Genomic DNA, 21,809 nt, shown 5'->3' on the forward strand with positions numbered 1-21,809 from the left:
AATTATAACTACTTAATTGAACATTGCGATTACTAAAAAATTGTTAATAATCTCCCTCAAATTTAAACCTTTTTACTTTAGGGTAGTCATAGAGGTGTAATTAAAATTAATAGTAAAGATGAAAAAAGTAATTGGTTTTTTAATATTCGTATTAAGTTATTCAACTGCCGTTCAGGCACAGCGTGGTGAACGCGGAATGGATGAGGAAAGAAATCCGATGACCGTAGCACAACAAGCCACCATCGCAGTCAAAAAAATGACACTGCGATTAAACTTAAACAACGCACAACAACGCAAAATTCAACCTTTGTTAGAAGCTCAGATTGCCGATAGAAGAGCTATGAAAGAACAGCGTAAAGCCTTAAAGAAAAAGAAGGCAAAACCAACGGCTGATCAACGTTTTAACGCTATGAATGCTCGTTTAGACAAGCAAATTGAATTCAAACGCGCCATGATGAACATTTTAGATGAAAAACAATTTGAACGTTTTGAAAAGACCATGATGCGTAAAAAAATGAAAATGACGAAACGCATTAAAAAAGAAAAACACAAACGCAACCGAAAACTCAGAAGGGATCGCGACCACCGCGATGAATAGAATCACTTTGTTAGTGATGGCTTAATTGACACCCGACGTTAATTAGCTAGTAGATTAGTTTTGTAAAGGCTCGATTAAAAATCGAGCCTTTTTTGTTTTTTTAATACATCCTGAACTCGCAGTTTATACGTCCTACCCACTGGAATAGTGGTGCTCCCGATGCACATGCGATTCCCTTGAATAACATCTACTTTCTCCAGTGAGACCGCAAAAGATTTGTGTACCTGAAGAAGCCCCTTACCTGACAGTAACTGTAGTAAATCAGTCAAACTGGTTCGCAACGAAAATTCTCCAGACAGGGTGACTATTTTGCAATAGTTCCCTACCGATTCTACATAGCAAATTTCACGAGGACGCAATTGAACGTGTTTCCCTTTTACTTTGAAAAATAGCGGTTCTTCCGAGCTTTCAGTAGTTGGCACACGCTCTGGGACCACTGTCATTACCTTGTTTACCGCCTTTAAAAAACGCTCAAAACCAAAAGGTTTTAATAAATAATCAACGACGTTCATTTCAAATCCTTCCAAAGCATGTTCTGCATACGCTGTCGTAACTATCACTTTTGGCGTATGTGATAAGGTTCTTAAAAAGTCAAAGCCTTTTAGCATCGGCATATTTAAGTCTAAAAAAATGAGGTCAACAGTATTACTTCCTAAAAAAGCCAACGCCTCCACCGCATCGTAACAACTTTTCGCCAGTTGAAAATCAGGGATTTTATCACAATACCCTCGAATGATTTCATGGGCTATGGCTTCATCATCAATAATTAAGTAACGTGTCATACCTTCAGTATTAGCTCTGCAATAAATTCGTTTTCCAAGGTACAAATTTTAAATTCATGCCTATCCGGATATACCAATGCTAGGCGTTTTTCCAAGTTGTCCAGTCCCACTCCGGTTGTATAAACCCCAGTTTCTTCAGGTACATTATTTTTTATCAAAAATCGCACTTGTCCTTTACTAGCTGTCAACACTATCGTTATATACGCCTCTTTACGCAGCTTTTCAACACCGTGTTTAAAGGCATTTTCTAACAAATTGATAAATACCAAGGGCATAATTTCATAGGAATCACTATCGATATTTACTTCAAAGTTTACGGTAACAGACCGGTGGTAACGCATGCGCTGAAGTGCTATAAAACTCTCGCAATACGAAATTTCTTCCCGTAACGAAACACGCGCTGCCTGTGCTTTATATACTCCGTAGCGCAGCAGCTCTGACAATTGCAGTACCACCTCTTTTGCTTGATTCGTATCCTTATCTATTTCACCGTAAAGCTTGTTTAACACGTTGAACAAAAAATGTGGATTTACCTGTGATTTCAAGTAGTTCAGCTGGCTTTGCTTTAAGGCTTCTTTTATCGCAAAATAGGATTGTAACTGTTTAAAGAACCACACAATTCCGAAAACAAATAGCAGGCAGTAATAGCCTATAATTAATAGACTTAACACTATCGGCGTGTCAGCAAACAAGACTATAGAATCTTTACCTAAGATAACCAATTGATAAAACAAGCCAATTAAAGGCCCCAATAAACTCACCAAGACAATTCCTTTCCAGCTGAGCATACGCTGTCGTAATTTCCATTTTTTCATAGTTCAAAAGTAACTTCCCAAAAGGACAAGATATAAAAGTTGGGACAAACAACCCGATTTCGTTACCAACAACAGTCATAGACCACCCTGTAACAAAACGCATCGCTCAACCGTTGTTTCGGTAAAATTTTCTGCTGTATAGCCCATGAATTTTAATGTGAAGCACACGGCCTTTAGGTTTGCTAAAAAACAAATATTACTTATGAAAACACGTATTATTACCTACTTAAAGCACGTCATAGGAACCTTTATCTCTCTGTTGGTCATCGGCTTACTAGTACTACTTAGCCTAAACGGAAGTATTGGAGGAAGTTTAGACAGTAAAGCAAAAGAACTTCATAACGAAGGACCTTATGTCTTTTTAGAAAACGACAGTACGGCACTTATCAATTACCTAAAGGGAAATAAAACGGACGGCTTCCGTTGCAGCACTCAACGGGTAGCCTTAAAAGATAGACAAGCGCTGTCTTGTTACTTTGCCTTAGAATCTTCTACTTTTAATTTCACACTGGAAAATCTCCCGGCAGTTTCACCTGCTAGCTATACAGACCAAGAGCCCATACTCGCTATTTCAGATATAGAAAGTGGATTCCAAACCTTTAGAGACTTTCTGATTGCTCATGGTGTTATTAACAAGCAATTGCAATGGACTTTTGGAAAAGGACATTTGGTATTGGTCGGTGATTTTATGGATCGCGGAAATTCCGCAACGCAAGTACTTTGGTTTATATATAAACTAGAACAAGAAGCCCAAAAATTGGGAGGTCAAGTTCACTTTATTCTCGGTAATCACGAACTTAAAAACCTCGCTGGAAACTACCTAGCTGCCTCAAAAAAATACTTGGGTGTCGCGACCATTTTAAAAATCAATCCCGGATTACTGTGGGGTAAGAACAGCTTTTTAGGACAGTGGCTCGCCACCAAAAACAGTATCGAACGCATCAATGGAACCCTGTTTACTCACGGAGGTATGCATCCTGACATTACGACCTACAACCTTGAACTCTCCACCATCAACAACATCGCAAGAGACAACTATTTCCAAGGCTATTACCCCCAAACAACCAAAGGAGCATCGGATTTTATCAATTCGACCAAAACGGGAATCTCTTGGTATCGCGGTTATTTTAAAAGTGACTTTCAACCCGAAAAGTTAGGCCCAATGCTACAAAAATATCAGGCGAAACAAATCGTTGTCGGGCATACCATTCAACGACGTGTACAAAAACTATACGACGGACAAGTCTATGCTATCGACGTAAAGCATCCTAAGGACTATCAGTCTAATTGGCCTTCTAAATCCTCAGAGGGCTTGCTCATTAAAGACGGAAAGTTTTTTCGAGCCTTTAGTGATGGAACCCTCGAAGCATTGTAAAAAAAGGGACACCCGTCCCTTTTTATTTATTCTTGAAACCAACTGGCGTACTTGACGTAATTGTTGGCTATTCTGTCAATTTCACCGGATAGTAACTCCTCTGAAATATCTTTAACCTTCACCGCTGGAACACCGGCATAAACACTTCCTCTTTCTACACGAGTATTCTTTGTCACTACGGCACCTGCCGCTATAATAGAATTCGATTCTACTACACAATCGTCCATGATAATACTTCCCATACCTACCAAAACATTGTCGTGGATGGTACAACCGTGTACGATAGCATTATGGCCTATAGACACGTTATTTCCAATGGTTGTCGGTGATTTTTCAAAGGTAGCATGGATTACTGCTCCGTCCTGAACGTTTACTTTATTGCCCATTTTGATAAAATGTACATCACCGCGAATAACGGCATTAAACCAAACGCTACATTCCGCTCCCATTTGTACATCTCCTACGATGGTAGCATTTTCAGCTACGTAGCAATCATCAGGAATTTGAGGGGATTTCCCTCGTACTGCTTTTATAATTTTCATTTATTTAAAATACGATAATAAGTTTGCTTTTTTCGTTGCCGAAACCATAATTTCTTGTCCGTTTTCCAACAAAACACTCCCTCCTTTTCCTTTGCGGTACTTTACAATGGTATTGATGTTTACCAAATACGACTTGTGAACTCGAACAAACGGATACTCTTGTAAAAGGGTTTCAAAATACTTTAAGGTTTTACTAACCAAACGTTTTCCCGATGTCAAATGTACCTCTGTATAATTATCATCTGCCTTACAGTACACAATATCATTGACATCGATTACTTCAAACCCATCTTGCTGTGGCAAGGTAATTTTTCCTTTTGTAAAGCTCGTATTTGCTGTTAACACCGTATTTTCAAGAGCTACTTCGCGCTCCTTTACTTCCACAATGCTCGCCACGGCCTTGATTAAATCGTCAATCGAAATAGGCTTTAACAAATAATAAGAAGCGCGATTGTTCAGCGCTTCAATTGCATAATGATCATAAGCTGTTACAAAAATCGTTTCAAAACTGCGCTCCGGCAATTGTTCCAATAAATCGAAACCCGTTCCGTAGGGCATTTCAACATCTAAAAACACCAGGTCTGGTTGGGTACTTTCAATCAGTTCTTTTCCATCTTGAATATTATCTGCCTCCCCCATACAATCGACATTTGGACAGTATTTTTTCAGGTAATTCTTTAAGATATCCCTACTTATTTTTTCGTCTTCAATAATAATTGCTGAAATTTTCACAGTGTCATTTTTTTAAGTTCTAACAAAACTACGGTTCCCGATCCATCGGCTTCCGCATCCATAATACGTACGTCAATGATGTCTGAGTACATATCATTCATAATATCAATGCGATTTTTAATGGTACTCATCCCCTTAGATTTTTGTTTTAATTGATTTTTAGTTTTCATTTCCATCGACTTCTGTCTGCCTACACCATCGTCTTCAATTCGGATGCGCAACACATCGTTTGCTGCTAACTCCATATATATCGACAATTGTCCTTTATCCTTTTTGTATCGCAAACCGTGCCAAATAGCATTCTCTATATAGGGTTGCAATAGCATAGGAGGTATGGAAAACGAGTCTTGTGGTATATCCTCTTCGATACGCACTTCGTAATCAAACTTATCTTGGAACCTATTGTGTTCTAGTTTTACGTACAATTGTAAGAGTTCAATCTCTTTGGAAAGGGGAATAAAATCTTCTTCTGAATTTTCCAGTACCGATCGCATCAAAATCGAAAACTCTGACAAATACCTATTGGCACTGCGCTCATCATTCACCGCGATAAAACTGTTCACAGAGTTCAGTGCGTTAAATATAAAATGCGGATTCATTTGTGAACGCATGGACTTTAACGCGAGTAAGTTGTTGGCCAATTTTTGTTGGCGGATGTAGCGAAATAAAAAATACACCAAAAAGCTAATAAGCAGCATCATTCCAATGAGTGAATAAATGATAACTTGCTGTTTCCTATTACTTTCGTTGGTCAATTGTTGATCTTTATAGGCCAGATTTATTTTACTTTCCGAGAGTTCTCGATCTTTTTCCAAGCTGGCAATGCGATTTTGCTTCGCTGCTATTCGCTTGTTAAAACGTTTAATCTGTTGCAGTTCCTGCTCTTTTTTAACATATAACGAATCTACTAATTCTACGTATTCTCGGTACACTTTAAAGGCTTTGGAATAGGCACCAACCGATTCATATACCTCCGACAGTTTACGTGTCGCATCCTTTTGTACTATCAAATCTTCACTCTTGTCCGCTTCTACGATACTCTTTTCAAAAAACGGAATCGCTTTGCCGTATTCGTCTTTCAATAAATACGCATTTCCAATTTTATAGTTGATTTTTTGCGAAGTAATGGAGTCGACCAGCGATTCCTTATCTTCTACGTTCATCGAAACACCTTCGGTCTTTTTTAAACTGTTTTTTCGCAATTCTATTTCATCGTCGTAACGCTGAGAGATATTAAAAAAATTAGCTACTTTTTCTTCTTCCTCCAATGAGCGCTTTAGGTTTTCTTTGTGGGCGAGTTCTAAGGAATTTTGAAATAGCGAATCTGCCTCAGTTATGCGACCTTGTTTGGCATATACTTCTGCCAATTTAGAATTGAGGTCCGTAATTTTGGGCCTGATTAAATTTTCGTTCGCTGTAATCAAGGCCTTTTCAAAATTGATTACCGCTGCAGCATAATCTTCTTTAGCCATGGCTACATCACCTAAACCTTCGTACATCAATACCGTGTTGTACTGACTCTTATTTACCCTGAACAGCACTCGATACGATTTCTCACTCGCCTCGAAATCACCGTGCAAAAACTGAGTCCTCGCCAATAACAAACGAACTTCAATATCCTCCTTTTCACGCAGGGAAGCCTCAAAGTTCTCTATAGCCAAATCGTACTGTTTCCAATAACTGTAAATTTGACCTAATACTTCAAGTGACTTCGCCTTTCTGGCCGGGCTCAAATCTTCCTTGAGCATGAGCTCGACATACGATAAACTCTTATCGATACTTCTTTTTTTGTAATAACGTGCTGAATCCAAAAAATTTTGGAAGAGTACATTAGAAGCACTCCCTTTTGATTTTACTAAGCTGTACCACTTTTTGCGTTTACTTTTCTTTCGTCCGCGTTTTAACGGTTCTGGCACTACGTAAATTTTAATCTTCTCCTTTGATTTTATCGTGTGATATACCGTTTTAAAATCTGGATGTCGTACTACCAGCTCATCATTAATTCTGGCTCGGATCAAATACCCTTCCCAAATCATATCATACGAAAAAATCGCACCATTAACACTGACATCCGCAGTACTTATAAGCTTGTCGTTTTCCTTGTCAAGAATCTTAACTTCTACTACAAACTGTGTTCCTTCAGATGCATCCGTAGACTCCGATTGTTGCGCTAATATCCCCTGAAAACTCAGGAGCATGGCAATAAGACAAATTTTCTTCCACATAGGTTTGTACATTATAAAAGCAGTTGTATTCCGAGCGTAAACTTATCATCAAAAAATCGATAAAAAAAATCGCCTTTTCAAGAAACTCGAGAATACACTTGTAAAAATACCGCTTTTACTCATTTGTTTTCCTTTTTAACTAGCCTATTTAGGGCGGTCACTCATTCTGGCTTTTCATTACCAAAGCTTCACAGTAGTTTTATCCCATCCCAATCAACTAGCAAACGCAAAAGAGTACCAACACAAACACGAATTGTATGAATCAACCTATGTTAAAAAAGACCTTCATCACTTGTCTTATGTTTTGCGTGACTAGTATTGCCAGCGCAAAGCCCCATACCACTGCAGCCTCTCCCGTAATACAGGTCGCACTTTTACTAGATACCAGTAATAGCATGGACGGCTTAATTAATCAAGCCAAGGCTCAACTTTGGGAAATTGTCAACCAACTTTCGTATGCAAAAAAGAACGGAAAAAATCCGCGCTTACAAATTGCCTTGTACGAATACGGAAATAGCAGCTTGTCATCGAGTCAAGGGTATTTGCGACAAGTATTACCCTTTACCAGCAATTTAGACGAAATTTCTAAAGGATTGTTTTCCTTAACGACCAACGGAGGCGACGAATTTTGTGGTCAAGTGCTACAAACAGCGGTGTCTCGATTAGATTGGACGCAAAAAACAGCCGGTTTACGTATGATTTTTATTGCAGGAAATGAACCTTTTACGCAAGGTCCTGTACATTATAAATCGGCCTTAGCCGATGCCGACGAAAAAGATATCACAGTAAATACTATTTTTTGCGGCGACTATCAGCTAGGAGTTCAAGGAAGTTGGAAAACGGCAGCAATGTTAGGAAAAGGCGATTATTTAACGATCGAGCACAACAAGAATATTGTCGCTGTTGAAACGCCCTATGATCAGGAGATTTTACAGCTCAACCAAACACTGAATACCACCTATCTGTACTACGGAAGTTCGGGCAGGAAAAAAAGTAAAAATCAGAGTGTTCAGGATTACAATGCACTCACCGTACACCAAGAAGTGCTCGTAAAACGCGCGGTAAGTAAAACTGGATATTTATACAGCAATGGCGACTGGGATTTGGTAGATGCCTCAAAAGACAAAAAATTCGATTTGAACGAGTTAAAATCGTCTGACCTCCCCAAACAATTACAAAACAAAACCGAAGAAGAACTTAAAACAATCATCAACAACAAGGCGAAACAGCGCAGCGATTTGCAACGTCAAATACGCATATTAAACAAAAAAAGAAACGCTTATATAGCCAAACATCAGAAAGAGAAAAACAACGCCGACGAGTTGGAAAATGCTGTGATCACAAGTATAAAAAAGCAGGCCACGAAAAAAGGCTTTTCGTGGTAGCCTAGTTGATTGGTTGAAAAAAGCGAAGTAGTAAACTACTTCGCTTTTTGTTTATTGTACCAACAAGTGTTGTCCGATACTCAGGTTGTTATTTTTTAACCCGTTGACTTTTTTAAGCTGATCAACACTCAAATTAAATCGCTTGGCTATTGAATACAGCGTATCTCCTTGTTTTACTTTGTAATATTTTCCGATACTGTAAGACGGAGTAGTCACTTTTTTCATTTTCCCAGGTTTTATACGATCGTATTTCGCCAAATTATACTTTTTGATAATCCCTATTAGCTTTTGTGGGTAGCGTTTATCAGTCGCATAACCCGCTCTTCGCAATCCGTATGCCCATCCTTTATAATCGGTGTGCTTTAAACGGAAAAGACTCGCATAGCGCTTTCGCGTCAGTAAAAACTTTGAGTGATCTTCATATGAAGATTCTGGGTATTTGTACTTTCTAAAACACTCGCCCTTTTCATCGTCATCATGGGTCACACTTTTTCCTTGCCAACCTCGGTGACATTTAATTCCAAAGTGGTTGTTTGATCGGATAGCTAGAGGGCTGCGTCCGCTTCCTGACTCCAGAACTCCTTGGGCTAAAGTAATACTTGCAGGAATGTTGTACTGATGCATTTTTTTGACAGCAATAGGTGCGAACTTTTCAATATAAGCAACCGTATGGTTGGTGGTTGTCTTCGTTTTCTTTTGAATTTGTTCTAGCTGTGGTATTTCAGGTACTTCTTCTCGTTCTTCAATTATCACAGGTCGTTGCTTACTCACCACGCGTTTGCTCGATCCACAACTCGCTAATACGCTTGCCATCACTAGCAGTAACAGGTACGATGTATTCCTTGTACTCATTTCTATCCCTCTTTATACGATTAGGTTCTTATTTTTCTTTTTTAATTGTTGATTGATTCCTGCAATCCCTTGTAAGCCTCCCGTGTGCACTACCAGTATGCGCGTACCTGGTTTAAATTGATCTTTGGCAATCATATCAAACAGGCCAAAGAGCATTTTTCCGGTATAAATAGGCTCCAACGGAATTGAGGTAGCCAATTTAAACGCATTGATAAAAGAAATTAATGCGTCATTCCACTTCGCGTAACCTCCAAAGTGATACTCGGAAATTAATCGGTATTGTTTCGTGTTATCTAAAACGAATTGCTTCAACTCCGCTTGCAGGAAATCACCTTTTAATGCAGGAAACCCCAATATGTGTTGGGTAGCTTCTGCAGCATTGATAATTCCTGACAGGGTTCCCCCTGTACCAACTGCAGCACAAATATAATGGAATTTTTTATCCTCTTCGCTAAGGATTTCCTCACATCCCTTCACAGCCAAGGTATTTGTACCGCCTTCTGGAACTAGGTAATAACTCCCAAACTCTTCTTCAAGTGCTGCTAAAAACTCAGGGGTTGTTTTACTTCGATAGGCTTCGCGAGAAACGAACTTTAAATGCATACCTTCCGATACTGCGTGTGCTAACGTGGAATTCTGCTGGAGAAGTTCAGGCATTTTTGCGGCCAATTCCTCCCCGCGAATCACGCCTACAGTGGGTATTCCGTAATACTTCCCTGCAGTTGCCGCCGCCGCAATATGGTTCGAATAGGCTCCTCCAAAAGTCAAAAGAACCTTCTTTTGCTGCTTCAGCGCCTCTAATACATTGTACTTTAGCTTTCTGAATTTATTTCCCGATACTATTGGATGTAACTCATCTTCTCTTTTTATCACCAAATGGATCCCCTTTGCCTGTAGCAGTGGATGGGTAATAGACTGATTTCTAGAACTCGTTTTTCCTGAGAACAGCTTATTCAAAATCGCTTAATTTTTCTTCTATTTCTTCCCACTCTTCCATCAATTGGTCTACTTCTGCCTTTTTAGCCTTGTAGTTTTCAAAGAAGTTCTCTTGTGAGGCTACTTCGTCATAATTCTCGGCAAGAGCTAGGTCTATTTTTGTAATTTCTTCCTCCAAATCGGCAATGAGCTTTTCAATTTTACCGATACGATTTTTCATCTTTTTTACCTCCTTCGCCTGTTCCTTTGACAGTTTGTAAGCTTCTTTCTTACTTGGATCTTTCGTTTCTTTCACCACCGTACGCAGTTCCGCATCGCGCAAACTTTCCATTTGATGCTGCTCCAAGAAATAATCAATATCTCCCAAGTATTCTTTTACGACCTTGTCTTTAAAGCCGTAAACAGTGGTTGTTAAGCCTTGTAAAAAGTCACGATCGTGCGATACGATGATAAGCGTTCCATCAAAGTTTTTAAGCGCTTGCTTTAGCACGTTTTTCGAGGCTATATCAAGGTGGTTGGTAGGCTCATCCATGATGAGTACATTAAACGGTGACAACAGCAACTTACACAACGCCAACCTGTTTCGCTCTCCCCCAGATAGCACTTTTGCTTTTTTGTCTACCGCTTCTCCACCAAAGAGAAATGCCCCTAACATATCGCGTACCTTAATTCGATTGGTATCATTGGCGGCATCCTCCATAATTTCCAAAACGGTTTTCTCTGGCGGTAGGTGTTCTGACTGATTTTGAGCAAAATATCCTACCTCCACATTATGTCCTAATTTCAAACTACCGTCAAACGGTATTTCTCCCACCATCATTTTTGCCAAGGTAGATTTTCCTTGTCCGTTTTGTCCGACAAACGCAATTTTACTATTGCGTTCAATCAGTAAATCTACTCCGGATAGCACCTGCTTCTCTCCGTAATTTTTAGACAAATTTTCTGCCTCAACAATAATTTTTCCGGGTTCTTTAGAAATTTCAAAACGCACATTCATCACTGCATTATCGTCCTGGTCGACCTCAATGCGTTCTACCTTATCCAATTTCTTAATCAGCGATTGGGCCATTGCAGCCTTATTGGCTTTGGCTCTAAACTTTTCGATTAATTTTTGTGTATGTTCTATTTCCTTTTCTTGATTTTTTTGCGCCTGTAACTGTTTTTCTTTGATTTCATTGCGCAATTTCAAAAATTCAGAATACGGCTTTTTATAGTCGTAAATTTGCCCCAGAGAAATTTCAATGGTGCGATTTGTCACGTTGTCCAAAAACATTTTATCATGCGATACTAGCACGATGGCTCCCGAATAATTTTTCAAAAAATTCTCCAACCATATAATCGACTCTATATCCAAGTGGTTGGTAGGCTCATCCAGCAATAAAATATCGTTGTTCTGCAACAGGAGTTTTGCCAGCTCTATACGCATGCGCCACCCTCCTGAAAAGGTATCAGTCAACTTGTCAAAGTCTTCTCGTTGGAACCCTAATCCCTGAAGTATACGCTCTGTTTCTCCTTGGTAATTATACCCTCCTAACAATTCATAGCGTTCTGACTTTTCGTTTAAATCGATCATCAGTTGGTTGTAGCCTTCACTTTCATAGTCGGTGCGTTCTGCTAGTTGGGCGTTGATTTCTTCCAAATCGAGCTCAATAGCTTTGATTTCAGTAAATGCCTGATACGCTTCTTCCAAAATGGTGCGTCCTTGCACAAAATCGATATCTTGACGCAAAAAACCAATCGACACGTCTTTGTCAAATGCCATGGTTCCTCCACTACTTTCAATATCTTTAGAAAGCACCTTTAACAAGGTAGATTTTCCCGCTCCATTTTTTCCAATAAGTCCAATTCTATCTCCTTTATTTAATTTAAACGTGATTCCTGAGAACAAATCAGTTCCCATAAACGAAACAGTTAAGTTATGAACGTTTAGCATATATTTTGATCAATTAACGTGATTTTGTAACTCGTGTTACAACAAATAATTTGGTTTTTCCAGAAATTTGCACAAACTTACAAAAACGAAATAGTTATTACACTTATACCCTGAGATATGTTTGGAAAAGGTTACAAATTATACAGTATCTTTAGAAATAAATGCCCGCGTTGTCACGAAGGAGAGTTTTTTAAATACCCCTTGACAATTAACCCAAAAAAAATTACGAAACTCCACGATAACTGTCCGAGTTGTAATTTAAAATACATGATGGAACCTTCTTTTTTCTTTGGTGCCATGTATGTAAATTACGCAATTGCAGTTGCCTTGTTTGTCGCAATTTTCATCATTTCTAAAGTATTTTTAGGCATGAGCATCCTGCACAGCTTTATTGCCGTTGTTGTCGTATCAACATTGCTAACCCCGGTGAGTTTACGCCTATCGCGCATCATCTGGATTAATATTTTTGTCGCTTACGATAAAAAAGCTAAAGAGCTACAAACTGAAAAGTAGTTAGGCAAAACGCGAGATGGCTATTTCACTGTCGAGTGCCGTTTTGTGTTCTATGTGTGAAAAAAGTTCTTTGGCAACCGTTGGTGCTATCAATACCCCCCGTGTACCCAACCCATTGAGCACTGCGAGTCGCTGGTGGTCAGGATGTGTTCCTACCAAAGGCCTTCTGTCTTTTACTGTAGGACGAATCCCTGCGGATTGTTTTACAATCGTATAGGGAACAGAAATTACTTTATCGAGCTTTTCAACCAACTCGGAACGTCCCTCCTCCGTTGGTTCAGAAGTTTTATCCGTCCAGTTAAAGGTCGCCCCTACTTTGTAATGATCATTCCCTAATGGCATGACAAAAACTGCTGCTTTTAATAAAAAATCAATTTTTAGGTCCGGAGCGTGGATATCCATGATTTCTCCTTTGGTTCCCATCAATGGCAAGTGATTAAAAAAGGGGTTTTCTTTGATTCCATAGCCTTCGCAAAAAACGATATGTCCAGCTTCTAAATCCTTGTATGACACTTGCTCTTCACCTATTTCTAGTTGATTGTAGTCGAAATTTTCTCTTCGAATACTCTGCTTACTTTCGAGAAACTGCTGGTAGGCAGCCACGAGCTCTTTTGTTTTCAACCGCCCGGTTCCGCTCAAGGTTCCGAAGCCCATAGTTCCTAACACTCCTGGAATTTCCGATCGCTCTATGGTCGTATTCATATACTCCCCTAAATTCGGTTTGTCCAAAGCAACGAACCAATTATTTTCATCTGCTACTGAAGTAAACATCTTTTTCGTAGCAAATTTCGTATCGACATCTACCGCTAATTTAGTGGCCAAGGCATGGTAAAACGGCAGTGCGTACTGCAACTGCTCATGCGCGTTCCAAGCTGGAGTAAATCGCTTTAAAATAACCGGATTGTACACCCCTCCTGCAATTAACGAAGAGGTTTGCGATGCATTTTCAAATACCATAACGGTTTTACCATTACTCAAAGCTTCCTCTGCAAAGGCCATTCCTGCCAAGCCTAAACCTACTATAATATAATCGATTTTCATAGGTCAAAAATACGAACATTCGCTCGAAAAAATCACGATCGTTCCGTGAAACTTGTTCTTTTTTTCCTATTTTAGGCCGTGCTATCTCAATAAAAATTGCCATGTATCAATCACCTGTTGATCTACTACAAATTAGTATCTCTGAACTCGAAAATTTAGATGCTAAAGCCATTATCAGGCTCGAAAAACGTTTGCGTCTTATTCACCGACAACAAAACAATACCGCCTATAATAAAGATCTGCAATTCGAACTCCTAGATCAACTGAAGCAAGAAGATACCAGAGCCTGTATTTTATTCGTAGAACGCCACCCTCATTTCAAGACCTTTTTAAAAAACGGAGAGTGCACAGCTCCCAAGGTATTTAACTTTGATAGTGTCTCTGAGGAAATTCCTGCTTCCCTAGCCTCGTTTCTAGCCCCGTATATGGAGGCCTTGTTTATTCCGATATTAAAAAACTCGTATCGAAACAAAAATTTCGACATCATCAATCAAGCACTCAGTGCTGATTATCTGTTTACCGTAAGTACCTTACAATTTATATACGATTATATAATTCAGCAAACAGAGTTACTGGCAAAGTCCATGCATGAGGTTACCGCTAGAAGGATGTATCTAACGCATCCTGAGGTCACTTATAAAAGTCATATCAAACTGCTCAACGCAATTCCAATAGGACAGGTGAAAAGCGTCAAAATCGATTATATCAACGCCCTGGTAGAATACTATAATAAAACCAAAACAGCCAACCGTGAATACGAGCATATGAAGTATGCCTATCGCTTGTTTAGCGCAATTGAAATTGACGATCCCAACCTACAAGATCACCTGAGTGTTTTAGCGCGATTGGGCTACGAAGAACCCGGGTATCAAACTACAGCTCAGAACAAAGAAAGTAAGAGCTACGCCGGACAAATATTTGCTATCATTATCGGCGTTATCGTATTTGTGGCAAAAATGAACCGAGCCCAAAATTCGTATGTGCCGAGTAGAGATGTACAATACAAAGAAACGAGTGTTTACAATCAACAAGTGTCAAATGTCTTTTCAGACTTCCAAACGCGGTACATGAAAAAACTATTTGGACGGACCTATATACTCAATGAAGTTTATTACGACAGTATCTCTACAAATTTTAAAACAGGGCAATCGATACAAAATTATTTCAATTCGCTAACTAAAATTAAAAACGGGCACCCTATTTGGATACGCAACGACAGTGATCACCAAGCTTTTGTGTTTAGCACGCACAAAAAACAACCGGTATTTTTCAATTCGTACATCGCCCCTGGTGATTCTCTCCAGATACATCACCGCACAGAAACGGATTACTATTTTTACACAGGTTATGAATATACTCAGCTCTCTTATGCCGATGCCTCAGAAAGTACGTACAAACGCATGTCGAAAGAAGACTTAGCTACACTTCAGTATAAGTACAAAGTTTTTATTGCCAATGACTCTTCAAAAATACGCATCACCGACAAAGGAGTTCAGTTCGATAACATCTCTTTTGACCGCTATAAAAACACCTATTTATCCAAGTATCGCGTGCCTGAAAATCTCAGTGTGATCAACGCTCCTAAGACCGCCTTTTTTAAACGCCTTTTACGAATGTCGTCTGTTCGCCCAAGAACCATGCGAAAACTGCGATTGCGCAACGGCGCCAACCCCTATCCTAATCAATTCAAAGGCAAAGATCACAAAACCTTGGAAGGACAAGAAATCATCGTCAAAAACAACGATGAACAAAAAGGCCTACTTGTTTTTAACCGCAATACTCCTGAAGAGCGTAACTACGCTACCTATGTGGTTCCAGGAAAGCAGGTTCGCATAAAAGTAAAGCCGCAAAAAGATACCTTGTACTTTTACAGTACTCCCCAGCTCTGGAGGAGTAAAAAAGGAGACACCCTGGTGTACCTTACCGATAAAAATAGGGTATTGGCTAAAAAGCCATACCCTATGAAAAAAATTTTTAAACCTTATATGTTTTTCAGGTTCTACAAAGATAAAATTACCATCATAAAATAAGTTTATTGCAATCCTGTCTGATCGCTTTTTCGCAAGGTCGATTTATCTTTGTCCTCACGAGGTAGCAAACTAAACAACTGATATACTACCGATTTTAATCGGCGGTAATCCTGTTGTTCCAATGCTCGATCACCTTCTTCGAACATACGATCGGCCTTTATGCTATCGGTAAATTGCTCACTGTTCATTTTATAATTGATAAAAACATCGATAAAATTGCGGTCATCTGCGTTGAACAGCGTTCCTAACAGCGATTCCATTTCTTTTACTTTGGCCTTGATTAGATACTTGTTTCCCGAATTTAAAACTGTCTTTTCATCTGCGATAATTTTTTCGAACTGATGACGATACGATTCATTGGCTTCCTCATTGAGTTCTGCTTGTACGGAAGCCTTCACCCATCTGTATTCAGTGAGATCATCGTTAAGTGCGCGTTGTCTTGTCAGTAGATCAAAATCGTTCATCAATTTTCTCTTCTGATTATCAATACTGTATTTCGTATCACTAACATCATCGTCAGGTGCAAGTGTTAACGCAATTTGCAACTCTATTAATTCGTCTTTAATATGCTTAATTTTAGCCAGGAACTCATAGTCATCCTCATGCACATTTAACTCTTGTTCTAACTTGTAGATACAAGCCCCAAGATCTCTGTCGAGTTCTGATTTTTCGAGATAGCGTTCCGAAGGTGTAAAGTTATTTTTGAACTCCTGCTCCGTAAAATTGAGATACACATCGACCTTTAAGTCTCTCGATTCTGACAAGGTAATTTCAAGTTCTATATCGGTTCCTTTGATAAGATCCGCCTTTAAAGCCTTACCTGAAATCTCAACAAAACCTATGGTTAACCCCGAACTAGGAAGTCCAACACTCGATCCTTCCACTATGTTAATTCGCAAACTGTCATCACTGTCTTTTAAAATTGATTTGGAAAGTGTTTTGTACACCATTCGTTTCAATGGTAACAGACTATTCTTGGCAAATATGGGTTCTAAACGGGTAACTCCATGAGTTAAATCGTCAATTTCTAAGCAAATATCTATTGGCAATACCTGACCTTTTACTTGATATTTCCCTTGATTAATGATGATGGCCCCGTGTTTAAATACCTCTTGTTGATCTGCATCGGTAATGAGGAGTTCAAAAGTATTCAACTCTCCTTGTAGCAAATCGACATATACAAAGGCTTCTTTAGAAAATGCTACACTTCCGGTATCGAAACCTCCATCTCTTCTTTTAATGCGGTAAAACCCATTAAAATCACCCTGAGCCGTGAGGTGAATCAGTTCTTCCTCATCGCGAGAACTTCGTTCGTATACCAACTCAAACTCCTGCGCCTTTGCAAGTGCTGCATGTTGGGACTCTTCTGTGTCTTCTGTGTGCTTTTTGGGTTTGGTTCCTGCAAAATACGCGGCACCTATACCTACGGCTTCGGTTGGGTCTACTTCCGTCCCTAACGCAATGCCAAACTCATTTTCTAAGCAGGTTTTCACATAGGGAATCATCGTGGTTCCTCCTACCAACAAAATGCGATCAATACTATCTGCGGTCAGGCCATTAGTCATTAGCAAAGATTTGGTAAACTCAAGCGTACGCTGCACTAATGGTCGAATCAATTGGTTGAACTGATCTCTCGAAATCTCGACCGTTTCATAAACATCTTCGTCATCGTATTCCAACTCTATTTCCACTTTATCGAAAACACTGAGTTCCTTTTTAGCCTCTTCTGCTTTGTACAACAGCTCGTAGTACAAGGTTTTATACTTCCCTTCTTTTTTACGACATTCTTCCCATAAATTAGGAACGCCTAAGGCCTTTTCTAATACAGGAATCAACACCTGTTCTACCAGAGTATTATCAATGTCCAATCCTCCTAAAAAATTATCACCAGCATTGTCCAATACGTCTATTTCTCGGTCGTCTATTTTTAAGAGCGCCACATCAAAAGTTCCTCCTCCAAAATCATAAACCAACCAACGCTTTTCCGCTGACAAATCTAATTGCTGCCTGTTTGCAAAGGCCAAACTCGCAGCGATAGGTTCTTGCAACAGGTGAACTTCTTTAAATCCAGCCTTTTCTCCCGCTAACTTAGTTGCGTTGGACTGGATGGTATCAAAAGAAGCAGGTATGGTCACCACCACCTCTGACGGTTTCTCTCCTGTGTGAATAAAATTTTTGAGTTCCATCAAGATTTGAGAAGACAGATCAATAGGACTAACTTCCGCTTCTCTGTTGGGTACCCAATAACGGTCAGAAGTTCCCATTTTTCTCTTAAAACAAGTAAACACATTTAAGGGATCTCGTTCCGAAAATTCCCGTGCCTTATCACCGATCAACGTTCTATTCTTTCTGTAGGCTACAGCCGAAGCTAACGTAGCCTTTAAGCCTAATGGATTTTTAAACACTTCTAAGTTCCCATTTTGATAACAGGCAATCATACTATTGGTTGTACCCAGGTCTATTCCAAAATTTACTGTTTTCATATATCTTAATTAAGCGACCATAACAATTCCTTTCTGCACGAGTACCAGCGTTCCTCCTTCTCGTTTGTACACAATTGGTTTCAATACCCTCGTAATTTTCATCTTATCGTGGTAATCACAGGTTAAACTTGCCTCCACATCGGTACGTTGTTCCGTAAACTTTTCACCCATAGGATTCTTGGCGACATAGCCACAGGCATCCAACTCGTGATACATTCTACGGATATTTCTACTTAAACTAACACCCTCTAAGCGCGCCGTTTTGGCTTCGATTTCAAATAATTGATTTAATAATTCTATCATAACATTTTAATGCAGTGAACTCAAATATACAAAAACAAAAAGAGCTTGCAGTTGCAAGCTCTTTTCAATATTGTTTTATAGAAATACTAGTAGTTCCACATATCCATTTCACGGTCACGAATACCTTCTTTGATACGGTTTGCTTCTAACAATTGGAATAGTGAATTTCCACGTACATAGTCTTTAATAGTTCTATCTCCGTAAAGGTTTTCCTCTTTTTCGATTGTCGAAGTAAATCTTCTCGCATTCAATAGGTTATCATACGATATAGGACGCGCAGAATTCAATGGATTAAATACCTTTGACTTGTGCAATGTTTCACGAGCATCTGGATAGAATACCCAGAACAACGCGTATACATTGTCTTTATCATCGATTTCATCACGACCAATAACCTGTACATCCGGTGCCATTGGAGCGATACCTAATAAACGGTATTTCAATTCTCCTTGACGCTTATCGAAATACCAGATTCCTTTAATCGTATATCCTTTTACTAATTCTGACTTAATTTCGTACTCATCGATATTTCCATATCCATCATCACGCTTGTCGATAGTTTTTTCAGAAATTTCCTGAGTTCCTATCTTAGTCGTAAAATACGAATCGTCGTATACTTCAGTAATTTCACCGTCTTTAATACCTTTTAACAAGGTATCGTATAATGACTTACGGTTGTTACCAGCACTCACGGTATCAATTGGATAATAGTAAGGTAAGTTAATTTTTTGGTTCAAATCTATATACTCCCATACTACTTTAGACCAAAGCACATCTCTGTCACTAATGTGACCATAGGGCAACGGTTTATCATCCTCAGAAGCTATTTGAGCTTCAGACTTAAATCCAATTTGGCTTACCTTTTTAGCATTTAAAAGGTTTGCTTGGGCACTTGCATAACTTGTAGCGACAAGTGTTAATGCAACCAAATAAAAACGCTTCCAATTCATACTTCTATAATTTTACTTATTAATTTGTAATTTCAATATTTACGTTGAATACCTTCTTGATTTTAACTCCCGATCCAACAACCGATGCGTTAATACCGAAGATAGTAATGATATCACCTCTTCTAGCTCTTTGTAAAGCTTTCTTGGCTCTAGCATTTAAACGCGTTCCTGACACAGGTATTGTAACCTGCCCTGGAATTTTAATTTTAAAGCTCGATACTTTTAAACGTAAATCAAATAAGAAATCTGGTAGTCCAGCTCCTACTACAATCTTCGCCACACTCGCTTTAGGCATTTTTACCGTACCGTATTGGTTACGGATTGTTCCTGCTGCTGGTGGAATGTCTTTAATTCTAAATTTCTTTACAGAGCTCACCGGTGAACCGTCAGGCAATTTACCGCTTACGCGAATCGCTACCTCGTTACCTCCCTTTGGACGCATTACGTAGTTGTCTCCACTTGTACGCTTAAGTCCTGGGGCAATAGCAGATACTTTGTTACCAGGTATTCCTGGAATCGAAATAGTCATTGGGTTAGCTAACCCACGGTATACTACATTCATTTTATCTGCTGAAATAACTGCACTGTTAGGTTTTGGGATTACAGAGTAAGTAGTTTCGAATGGAACTGGAATTTCTTCTCCTTTTTCCGTAAAGAAGATGGTTCCTTTGATTTTCTTATCTCCTACAGAACCTGCTGGCATGTCTACTACAACGTGACCATCCTTAAAGTTCTTGTAATCTTTATTCTCATTAAACTCAACACGTGTTGGTTTTAACGTAGCATCGTATCTACCTAATACTACCGATCCAGTAACTTTTTCACCTGGGTAAAATGCATTCTTATCTAAGGCTACGATACCGTTGTACTTGCTCATAGAAACCTCTGCCTCTAATTGCCCTCCAACTAAACTGTTGATAATTTCAGATTCCGTAGTACGAACGTCTCCTTGAATTTGACTTACGTTTGCGATTGATGTAATCAAAGGCATTCCTTCATATCTACTTTTTAACCAAGGAATATCTTGACCTTCCGCAGATTTGTCGGGGTTTGTATTAAAACGCTTATCGATGTTTGTCAATAAAGTAGTACTAATACTATCTCCTAAAACTTCTTTTAATGCTTTGTTGTACTTATTAATCTCCGCTACAAACTTATCACCTTCTGGTGTAAATTTATCTCCAGCGAATAACAATTCATCAACTTTGTTTGATCCTTTTTGAGACTCGTAATTTTTCTCGTCTTCTGGAGCGATGTCTTCAGACATCTTCCCTTTCAATCCTGCTAAATAACTAAAAAACTCGTTCGAAGCTTCATTTACTCGTTTGGCCTGGTCATAAATTGGACCAAACTTTTCACGTTGTTCTGAAGCTTTCGTTTCAAGGCTTTTTAACGCATTTGTATTGTTCCTAGTTGCGATGATATTCGCATCCTCGATTTTTTCTTTCATAAATCCAAAAGATGATAATACCTTTTTGTCCATCTGCATTGCTAGCATCGCTAAGAACACTAGGTACATCAGGTTAATCATCTTCTGCCTTGGTGATAGTTTTCCTCCTGCCATATGATTCTATTCTTTAAAAATTAATAATTAGATCAGGGTCTAATTATTTGTTAGACATTGCAGATAACATACCACCATACACTCCGTTTAACGAAGATAAGTTAGATGCCAATGAATCCATTTGCTCTTGTAAACGTTGTGAATTTTCAACTAAAGAAGAGTTTAAATCAGCTTGCTTGCTAGCATTCTCTACTTGCGTAGTGTATAAGCTGTTTAACGATTCTAATTTAGCAGCTGCCATAGACATTTGCTCGTTGTATTGGTTAGTAGAAGAAATAGTTGCTGAAGTAGAAGTCAATCCTTCTGCAGCTCCTTGGAAATTCTTAATGCTATCTCCTAAGCTAGAGATTAACGTAGCATCTAATTTCGCTTCTTTTAAAATGTTGTCTAATTTTTGAGATAACATAGATTGTGCTTCGTCTGGGCTAGCTTCTTTTTTCTTGCTACCTCCTAATGAAGTTCCTCCAGCCAATTCTGGATATACTTTTGTCCAATCTAAATCTTCTTCAACTGGTTCAAAAGCAGAAAGTGCGAATACTAATGCTTCAACCGCCATACCAATTGTTAACATCAACCCTCCAGTTAAAAAACCGAATTTAAAGTGCATAATTTTAAATAAAGCTCCTACAATAACGATAGCTGCACCTAGACCATAGGCCATGTTAAATAATTTCTTAGTTGTTTTTGATTGTGCCATAATTTTACTTTTTAAGGGAAATTAATTTTGATTATTATTTATTATTTATTTGG

At 38.9% G+C, this 21,809-nt stretch carries 19 protein-coding genes; 5 read left to right on the top strand and 14 right to left on the bottom strand.

Annotation, left to right across the window (positions count from 1 at the left end; genetic code table 11):
* Window positions 1-118 precede the first annotated feature (118 nt).
* Window positions 119-598 (top strand): hypothetical protein, encoded by a 480-nt coding sequence (locus ACXAG7_RS15890; protein WP_476667427.1) that lies wholly within the window; start codon window positions 119-121, stop codon window positions 596-598.
* Window positions 599-672: 74 nt separating this feature from the next.
* On the opposite strand, the gene ACXAG7_RS15895 is transcribed toward ACXAG7_RS15890, so the two are convergent.
* Both ACXAG7_RS15895 and ACXAG7_RS15900 read right to left on the bottom strand, forming a co-directional pair.
* A complete protein-coding gene (locus tag ACXAG7_RS15895) occupies window positions 673-1,380 on the bottom strand; it encodes a LytR/AlgR family response regulator transcription factor (RefSeq protein WP_476667428.1) in 708 nt (235 codons plus the stop codon).
* Window positions 1,377-2,195, bottom strand: coding sequence for a sensor histidine kinase (locus ACXAG7_RS15900; RefSeq protein ID WP_476667429.1), 819 nt, complete (start codon window positions 2,193-2,195; stop codon window positions 1,377-1,379). Before ACXAG7_RS15900 ends, ACXAG7_RS15895 begins: the two co-directional genes overlap by 4 nt.
* Before the next feature lie 202 nt (window positions 2,196-2,397).
* Between ACXAG7_RS15900 and ACXAG7_RS15905 the strand changes: the two genes are divergently transcribed.
* Window positions 2,398-3,570 carry a metallophosphoesterase gene (locus ACXAG7_RS15905; protein ID WP_476667430.1) on the top strand — a complete coding sequence of 391 codons (1,173 nt, stop codon included), beginning with the start codon at window positions 2,398-2,400 and terminating at the stop codon, window positions 3,568-3,570.
* Window positions 3,571-3,596: 26 nt separating this feature from the next.
* Here ACXAG7_RS15905 and ACXAG7_RS15910 read toward each other — a convergent pair whose 3' ends face one another.
* Genes ACXAG7_RS15910 through ACXAG7_RS15920 form a run of 3 tightly spaced genes read right to left on the bottom strand, consistent with a single transcriptional unit; the run spans window position 3,597 to window position 7,069 of the window.
* A complete protein-coding gene (locus tag ACXAG7_RS15910) occupies window positions 3,597-4,112 on the bottom strand; it encodes a gamma carbonic anhydrase family protein (protein ID WP_408042809.1) in 516 nt (171 codons plus the stop codon).
* The gene (locus tag ACXAG7_RS15915; RefSeq protein ID WP_408042808.1) at window positions 4,113-4,844 is read right to left on the bottom strand and encodes a LytR/AlgR family response regulator transcription factor; all 732 of its coding nucleotides are present in this window, start codon (window positions 4,842-4,844) and stop codon (window positions 4,113-4,115) included. It abuts the gene before it with no gap.
* The gene (locus ACXAG7_RS15920; protein ID WP_476667431.1) at window positions 4,841-7,069 is read right to left on the bottom strand and encodes a tetratricopeptide repeat-containing sensor histidine kinase; all 2,229 of its coding nucleotides are present in this window, start codon (window positions 7,067-7,069) and stop codon (window positions 4,841-4,843) included. The genes ACXAG7_RS15915 and ACXAG7_RS15920 overlap by 4 nt, the downstream gene beginning before the upstream one ends.
* A gap of 257 nt (window positions 7,070-7,326) precedes the next feature.
* Between ACXAG7_RS15920 and ACXAG7_RS15925 the strand changes: the two genes are divergently transcribed.
* The gene (locus ACXAG7_RS15925; RefSeq protein ID WP_408042806.1) at window positions 7,327-8,454 is read left to right on the top strand and encodes a vWA domain-containing protein; all 1,128 of its coding nucleotides are present in this window, start codon (window positions 7,327-7,329) and stop codon (window positions 8,452-8,454) included.
* 51 nt (window positions 8,455-8,505) lie between these two features.
* Here the strand turns inward: ACXAG7_RS15925 and ACXAG7_RS15930 are convergent, their stop codons facing one another.
* From ACXAG7_RS15930 to ACXAG7_RS15940, 3 genes are read right to left on the bottom strand one after another with little or no spacing between them, the layout of a single operon-like run.
* Window positions 8,506-9,306, bottom strand: coding sequence for a glucosaminidase domain-containing protein (locus ACXAG7_RS15930; protein ID WP_408042805.1), 801 nt, complete (start codon window positions 9,304-9,306; stop codon window positions 8,506-8,508).
* Window positions 9,307-9,318: 12 nt separating this feature from the next.
* Window positions 9,319-10,263: a 1-aminocyclopropane-1-carboxylate deaminase/D-cysteine desulfhydrase gene (locus ACXAG7_RS15935; protein WP_476667432.1), complete on the bottom strand. Its 945-nt coding sequence runs from the start codon at window positions 10,261-10,263 to the stop codon at window positions 9,319-9,321.
* Window positions 10,256-12,175 (bottom strand): ABC-F family ATP-binding cassette domain-containing protein, encoded by a 1,920-nt coding sequence (locus tag ACXAG7_RS15940; protein WP_408042803.1) that lies wholly within the window; start codon window positions 12,173-12,175, stop codon window positions 10,256-10,258. Before ACXAG7_RS15940 ends, ACXAG7_RS15935 begins: the two co-directional genes overlap by 8 nt.
* Before the next feature lie 117 nt (window positions 12,176-12,292).
* Here ACXAG7_RS15940 and ACXAG7_RS15945 point away from each other — a divergent pair, with 117 nt between their 5' ends.
* Window positions 12,293-12,688 carry a DUF983 domain-containing protein gene (locus ACXAG7_RS15945; RefSeq protein WP_408042802.1) on the top strand — a complete coding sequence of 132 codons (396 nt, stop codon included), beginning with the start codon at window positions 12,293-12,295 and terminating at the stop codon, window positions 12,686-12,688.
* Here the strand turns inward: ACXAG7_RS15945 and ACXAG7_RS15950 are convergent, their stop codons facing one another.
* On the bottom strand, window positions 12,689-13,729 hold the full coding sequence (locus tag ACXAG7_RS15950; RefSeq protein ID WP_476667433.1) for an NAD(P)/FAD-dependent oxidoreductase: 1,041 nt from the start codon (window positions 13,727-13,729) through the stop codon (window positions 12,689-12,691). It lies immediately after the preceding gene.
* 101 nt (window positions 13,730-13,830) lie between these two features.
* On the opposite strand from ACXAG7_RS15950, the gene ACXAG7_RS15955 reads away from it, so the two are divergent.
* Entirely contained in the window at window positions 13,831-15,759 is a 1,929-nt protein-coding gene (locus ACXAG7_RS15955) for a hypothetical protein (RefSeq protein ID WP_476667434.1), read from the top strand.
* A gap of 2 nt (window positions 15,760-15,761) precedes the next feature.
* Here the strand turns inward: ACXAG7_RS15955 and ACXAG7_RS15960 are convergent, their stop codons facing one another.
* The 5 genes from ACXAG7_RS15960 to porL all read right to left on the bottom strand — a co-directional run bounded on the left by ACXAG7_RS15960 (window position 15,762) and on the right by porL (window position 21,756).
* Complete coding sequence (locus ACXAG7_RS15960) at window positions 15,762-18,242, bottom strand: Hsp70 family protein (RefSeq protein ID WP_476667435.1); 2,481 nt, start codon at window positions 18,240-18,242, stop codon at window positions 15,762-15,764.
* Between the two features lie 9 nt (window positions 18,243-18,251).
* Entirely contained in the window at window positions 18,252-18,545 is a 294-nt protein-coding gene (locus ACXAG7_RS15965; protein ID WP_476667436.1) for a hypothetical protein, read from the bottom strand.
* Between the two features lie 86 nt (window positions 18,546-18,631).
* Complete coding sequence (porN, locus tag ACXAG7_RS15970; RefSeq protein WP_408042797.1) at window positions 18,632-19,495, bottom strand: type IX secretion system ring subunit PorN/GldN; 864 nt, start codon at window positions 19,493-19,495, stop codon at window positions 18,632-18,634.
* 19 nt (window positions 19,496-19,514) lie between these two features.
* Window positions 19,515-21,059 (bottom strand): type IX secretion system motor protein PorM/GldM, encoded by a 1,545-nt coding sequence (gene porM / locus ACXAG7_RS15975; protein WP_476667437.1) that lies wholly within the window; start codon window positions 21,057-21,059, stop codon window positions 19,515-19,517.
* Window positions 21,060-21,102: 43 nt separating this feature from the next.
* The gene (gene porL, locus ACXAG7_RS15980) at window positions 21,103-21,756 is read right to left on the bottom strand and encodes a type IX secretion system motor protein PorL/GldL (protein WP_408042795.1); all 654 of its coding nucleotides are present in this window, start codon (window positions 21,754-21,756) and stop codon (window positions 21,103-21,105) included.
* Window positions 21,757-21,809: the final 53 nt, after the last annotated feature.

The organism is Tenacibaculum sp. AWR4_210 (assembly GCF_056160945.1).